5 protein-coding genes are annotated in these 5,399 nt (G+C 73.8%); 1 reads left to right on the top strand and 4 read right to left on the bottom strand.

Features of this window, described 5'->3' with window-relative positions:
* Nucleotides 1-414 precede the first annotated feature (414 nt).
* Nucleotides 415-1,860, top strand: coding sequence for a COG1470 family protein (locus ETD83_RS38820; RefSeq protein ID WP_138650175.1), 1,446 nt, complete (start codon nucleotides 415-417; stop codon nucleotides 1,858-1,860).
* 16 nt (nucleotides 1,861-1,876) lie between these two features.
* On the opposite strand, the gene ETD83_RS38815 is transcribed toward ETD83_RS38820, so the two are convergent.
* The 4 genes from ETD83_RS38815 to ETD83_RS43250 all read right to left on the bottom strand — a co-directional run.
* On the bottom strand, nucleotides 1,877-3,961 hold the full coding sequence (locus tag ETD83_RS38815) for an ATP-binding protein (protein WP_138650174.1): 2,085 nt from the start codon (nucleotides 3,959-3,961) through the stop codon (nucleotides 1,877-1,879).
* Complete coding sequence (locus ETD83_RS38810) at nucleotides 3,958-4,572, bottom strand: DUF4255 domain-containing protein (RefSeq protein ID WP_138650173.1); 615 nt, start codon at nucleotides 4,570-4,572, stop codon at nucleotides 3,958-3,960. Before ETD83_RS38810 ends, ETD83_RS38815 begins: the two co-directional genes overlap by 4 nt.
* Nucleotides 4,572-5,186: a helix-turn-helix transcriptional regulator gene (locus ETD83_RS38805; protein WP_230421484.1), complete on the bottom strand. Its 615-nt coding sequence runs from the start codon at nucleotides 5,184-5,186 to the stop codon at nucleotides 4,572-4,574. The genes ETD83_RS38810 and ETD83_RS38805 overlap by 1 nt, the downstream gene beginning before the upstream one ends.
* 1 nt (nucleotide 5,187) lies before the next feature.
* On the bottom strand, nucleotides 5,188-5,399 hold a 212-nt coding region (locus ETD83_RS43250), incomplete at its 5' end, for a hypothetical protein (RefSeq protein WP_171064685.1).

Here is a 5,399-nt window from a genome sequence, read left to right as displayed (position 1 = left end):
CTGGGGGTGTTGCCCGGTGCCCGCTGGACATGCCCGGTGGACGCCTCGGCGGCGCGCTGCACGCCGCGAGACGGCCGCGTTTCCGGCCAGCCGCTGGAGCGAGAGGACACGGGCCGCCCACCCGGGCACCTGAGGCGTGTGCGGCCGGTGCCCCTCCGGTCCGTTCCCGCGGTCCCGCTCCTTGCCATTGTCCTGCGCGCGCACGAGGCCCCCCTCATGGTGGTTGCACATCAGTACGACATCGTCCTCGGGCACGCCAGGACCGCGTAGGATCACGAGGGCACTTCGGGGGCAAGACGGACCGGCCGTACTCCCGCGAGAGCGGCGGAAGTTCCCTCGGGGCAGCGAGGCTTGCACCCGGGGGTGCACCGTCGGCCGTTCTCGTGGCGGTCGCGGCGGCCTAGCGTTCGGGCGGTGAGTATCTGGAGTTCTCTTGATCCGGCGTTTGCCACCGTCGATCCCGGCGCAGCCGCGACCGTGACGCTGAAGCTTCGCAACACGACCGATCTGGTGGAGGAGTACCGCATCGCGGTCGCCGGCGCGCCCGCGGTGTGGGCCGGGGTCGAGCCGCGGGCGCTGCGCCTCTACCCGGGGACGACCGGCACCGCCGAGATCACCTTCCGGCCGCCGCGCACCCCGGACGCGACGGCCGGCGGCCACCCGTTCGCGGTGGAGGTCGTCCCGACCGAGCAGCCGGGCGACAAGACCGTCGTGGAAGGGCAGCTGACGGTCACGCCGTTCACCGAGGTCCGGGCCGAGCTCCTGCCGCACACCGTGCGCGGACGGTTCCGGGGCAAGCCCAGGTTCGCCGTGGACAACCTCGGCAACACGCGGCTCACCGCGTCGCTGACCGGCAAGGACAACAGCGGGCAGCTCGGCTTCGAGCTCCATCCCGCCAACGTGCAGGTGGAGCCCGGCCGGGCCGCGTGGGTGCGGGGACGTGTCAGGCCGGGTTCCATCGCCTGGTTCGGGCAGCGCGAGTCGCACCCCTACACCGTGAACGTGATGCGCTCCGGGACGGAGCCGGTCGAGGTCGAGGGCGTCTTCGTCCAGCGGGCGGTCATGCCGCGCTGGCTGCTCGGCTTCATCGGAATGCTGGTGGCGTTCGCCTTCGCGTTCACCATCGCGTGGTTCACCTTCAAGCCCGACTTCGGCTCGAAGGCGCGCGACGGCGGGATGGTCCCGGTCGGGAACCCGCTCAGCCTCCCGGAAGGCCAGAAACCGGCCAAGGCCCCCGACCCCGGCCAGGAGCCGCGCAAGGCTCCGCCCGCCGGTGGCGGCGGCGAGGAGCCCCCGGTCGGCGAGAGCGGGGAACGTCCGCTCGGAGGTCCAGGGAACCGGCTCCTGTACCTGAGCAGGGCCGCTCCCTGGCCTGACCCACCGGAGCCGGGCGAAGAGCCCGCCACCTGGCCGTTCCCCGTCAAGAGCCCGGGTTTCGAGCAGGTCGGGGACGAGTGGAAGTGCACGTGGAGCTCCGTGCGCTACACCCTCTGCGGCATGAAGGACGCCTACGCCCCGGGCAGCAAGACGACGTTCGACTTCTGGGTCCGCTCCAACGGCGACCCCGAGGCGAGCATCTCCGTCATCTTCGACTGGAACTTCGACGGTGACAAAGAGGTGCTCCAACGCCGCGAGGTCTTCAAAGCGTTCGAACTCGAACCGAACCAGGAATGGCAGAAGTACACCGAAGAGGTCGGCCTGGAGTTCGCCGAGGGCGAGGAGTTCCGCGACATCGACGGCGGCAAGCTGAGTGTCGGGTTCTGGGTCAGGTCGGGCGGTTCCCCGATCGAGGTGCGCTCCAACGTGCCGCAGGACCAGGAAATGATCTCGGCGATGCGCATCCCCTACGACCCGCGATGAAACGCGACGGGCGGGGCTATACGGCCGCCTGGGGGATGTCGCCGGGCAGCAGGCGGCCCAGCTTGCGGTACTCGCGGCGCGCCCCGGCGAGGAGGTCGTCCATGGAGACCGGGCGTCCGGCCGCGGCCGCCAGGTACCCGGCCGTGACGGCCGCGCTGCGGATCGCCCCGCCCGCCAGCTCGAACTCCCGCGCGCACCGGTCGAGGTCGGCGCCGCCGTCCACCGGGACGGGCGGCGCCAGGCAGTGCTCCCACAGTGCCCGGCGCTGCGCGGGGTCGGGGAACGGGAAGTCGATGACCAGGTCGAGGCGCCGGGTGAAGGCGTCGTCGATGTTGGCGCGCAGGTTGGTGGTGAGGACGGCGATCCCGCCGAACGACTCCAGCCGCTGCAGCAGGTAGGCGCTCTCCAGGTTGGCGTACCTGTCGTGGGAGTCCTTGACGTCCGAGCGCTTGCCGAACACCGCGTCGGCCTCGTCGAACAGCAGGACCGCGTCCATCCGGTCCGCCTCGGTGAAGATCCGCTCAAGGTTCTTCTCCGTCTCGCCGACGTACTTGTCGACCACGGCGGGCAGTTCGACGACGTACAGCTCCAGGCCGAGCTCGGCGGCGAGCACCTCGGCGGCCATGGTCTTGCCGGTGCCCGACTCCCCGGCGAACATCGCGACCACGCCGCGGCCCCGGCCCCCGCCGCTGCGCAGCCGCCATTCGCCGAGCACACGGTCGCGGTGCCGGGCCCGCTGGACGAGCTCGCGCAGCCGCCCGGCCGGCTCGGCGGGCAGGACCAGGTCGTCCCAGCCGACGGCCGGCACGATCCGCCTGGCGTGCTTGTGCAGGCCACCCGCGTTCTGCAGCCGCGCCCCGCGGTGCAGGTGCGCGGCCGACAGAGGGACGCCGTCCAGCGCGGCGTGGTCGAGCGCGGCCCGGACCGCCCGGCGGACCTGCTCCGCGGAGAACCGGTAGCCGGCGGTGGCGGCGTCGAGGTCGAAGCCGAGGCCGTCCGGGTCCGGGAGTTCCGCGCGCCAGACGCCGGCGGCATGATCCTGCGCCGGGACGTCCAGGACGAGCGGCTGCGACTCGCTCCACCCCGGGTCGAACGGCTGCGGCCCCGCCAGCAGCACCGGAACCTTCGCGGACCCGTCCGCGAAGGCCCGCAGCAGCGCGCCGCCGTCCGGGAACGGGCCGGCCACGACGGCCGCGCCCCGCATCGCCGCCTCGCGCAGGACGGACGGAACCAGCTCCACCGTCAGCCGCTCCGGATCGGCCGCCAGGACGGGCAGCCCGGCGGACGCCGCGGCGGTGCGGGCCGCCGCGGTGCCCGCGCCGGGCCGGGCCTCGTGCAGGTAGACCAGCGGGGCATCGTCCTCCCGCAGCCGTCCCGCCAGCCCGGCCAGGCTCGGTCGCGCACGCCCGCCGCCGTCCGGCGGCACCGCGCCGCCGTTGTCCGGCCGCACCGCGCCGGTCAGGGCGCCGTCGGGGCGCGCCGCGACGGGGCGTTCATCGTGGAGGCGCACCACGCCGGTCAGCTCGCCGTCGAGGGCGTCGTCGCCGAGCAGGAACGCGGCGACCCGGTCGGGGACGAGCAGCCCGCGGCTCGGAAAGGGGCGGTCGGCGTCCTGCATGACGACGAGCCTTCCCGCGACCAGGGGCGCCCCCGCCGCGAACCGGGCGCGGCCGTGCGCCGACGTCACGGGAACGCCCCACAGGTCCAGGGCGAGCCCGGCGGTGGCGCGGCGGCGGCTCACATCGTCATTGAGATAGCCGTACAGCGCCTCGAATGAGCGGTCCAGGTCGGGGGCGAGCGCGGTGAGCAGGATCTCCACGTCGAGGCCGGTGAGGCGGAACGCCCCGGTGAGCCGGTGCAGGCGCGTCCCGGCACCGGCGGCCTCCGCCAGGTCGGCGAGGGCCCGCTCGTAGTCCGGGTCGCGGGCGGGTTCGGGGCCGGGCCCGGCGGCGAGCCGCCGGGCCGTGCCGTCCGGGACGTAAAGCCCGCGGTACTCGTCCCCGGCAGACGGATCCGCCGCGGACCGCGTCCCGACCAGCCGCCGCACGCGGGCGCGGAGCAACTCGATCCGGGCCAGCAGGTAACCCGTCGAGTCGGTCACGCCGGCGACCTCCGGCGCATCTCCACCACCGTGGACGCGTTCTCGCGCACCCTCACCTCCACCTCCGTGACCGGCGGCTTGGCATCGCGGTCCGGCGGCACGGGGAACGGCGCGAGCACGACGACGTCCAGTGACGGCTTCAGCTCGCCGCCGAGCGCCGACCAGAGATCGGTGATCGCCCGCGGCTCCGCCGGCGGCACGCCCACGGTGACCGGGACGGCGGTCCCCGCCGCGGCCAGCAGCCCTTCGGCGGGCAGCATCTCCGGGGGAAGCGTGTCGTGCCGCAGCAGGCAGCCGAGCACGGCCGACAGCAGCCGGTGCTCGTCCTCGGGCTGCTTGGTCCAGGCGCTGACCAGGTAGGAGATGCGGTAGGTGCGGGGCGGCCGCTGGTACCCGGTCACGCGTCCTTCCTCGTCGTGGACGCGGATCGGCCCGTGCTCCCGCCGCCCCATGTCCTCCCGGACGTCGTAGAGGTAGACGTTGATCGTCGGGGTGTTGCGCCGCGCCGCCCACTCGCGGGTCGGCGCGTCGAAGGCCAGTTGCACGTCGCCGCCGGCGAGCGCGCGCGTCCGCAGCAGGGTGCGCAGCGCGTCGTCCACTTCGTGGAGCATCAGATGTAGCCCTCCCGCAGGGCGTAGGCGACGGCGTGGGCGCGGTTCCGCAGGTGCAGCCGGGTCATCAGGCCATGCAGGACGTTCTTGACGGTCCGCTCCGAGTAGGCGAGCTTCCCCGCGATCTCGGACGTGTCCAGACCCTCCGCGATGAGGCAGAGCACCTCGCGTTCCCGCTCCGCCAACCCGGCGGCGGCGAGGCCCTGGGCGGTCATGCCGCGCTGGATGCGGCCGACCTGCTTCAGCAGGCGGCCCTGCAGGTCCGGGGGCAGGCTGCCGTTGCCGCGCGCCGCCGCGACGACGGCCCGGACGATGCCGTCCGGCCTGGCCTCGCGCCGCCACAGCAGCGCCACCACGCCGCACTCCACGACCTCCAGCAGGTGCGCCTCCTTGAGGTCGCTGACGATCAGGACCGGACGGGCGCCGACCGACCGCGAGAGCCGCCGCAGCGCCGTCTTGATCTCCTCGCCCACGGTCTCGGCGACGACCACGACGACCACGGCGTCGGCCTCGTCGACCAGCATCAGCTCGGGCCGGGCGCGCAGCCCGCCGACCACGCCGTCGTAGGTGATGGGGTCGGGCGCGTACACCGCGACGGAAATCCTCTCCCGCACGTCAGTTCCTCCCGGCCGTGGGCGTATCGGTGTGAGCGGCGGCATCCGTGCCGGGGTCCGTCACCAGCAGATCGGCGGGAATGACGATCGACCCGTCGAACCGCACCCGCCAGACCGTCCCGGCGCGGTCCGGCAGCCCGACCGCCACGACCACTGTTCCGGGCGGGGCCTTCTCGGGCACCTGCAGGCCGTCGTTGATGAACACCACCCGCC

The sequence above is a fragment of the Actinomadura soli genome (assembly GCF_005889715.1).
Classification (GTDB): domain Bacteria; phylum Actinomycetota; class Actinomycetes; order Streptosporangiales; family Streptosporangiaceae; genus Spirillospora; species Spirillospora soli.
Note: the sequence above shows the minus strand (reverse complement) of the source record. Positions and strands in the feature narration are given on the sequence as shown.

Coding starts and splice junctions, on each gene's coding strand:
- ETD83_RS38810 (WP_138650173.1), bottom strand. CDS start 4,572: ATGCTCCACGAAGTGGACGACGCGCTGCGCACCCTGCTGCGGACGCGC.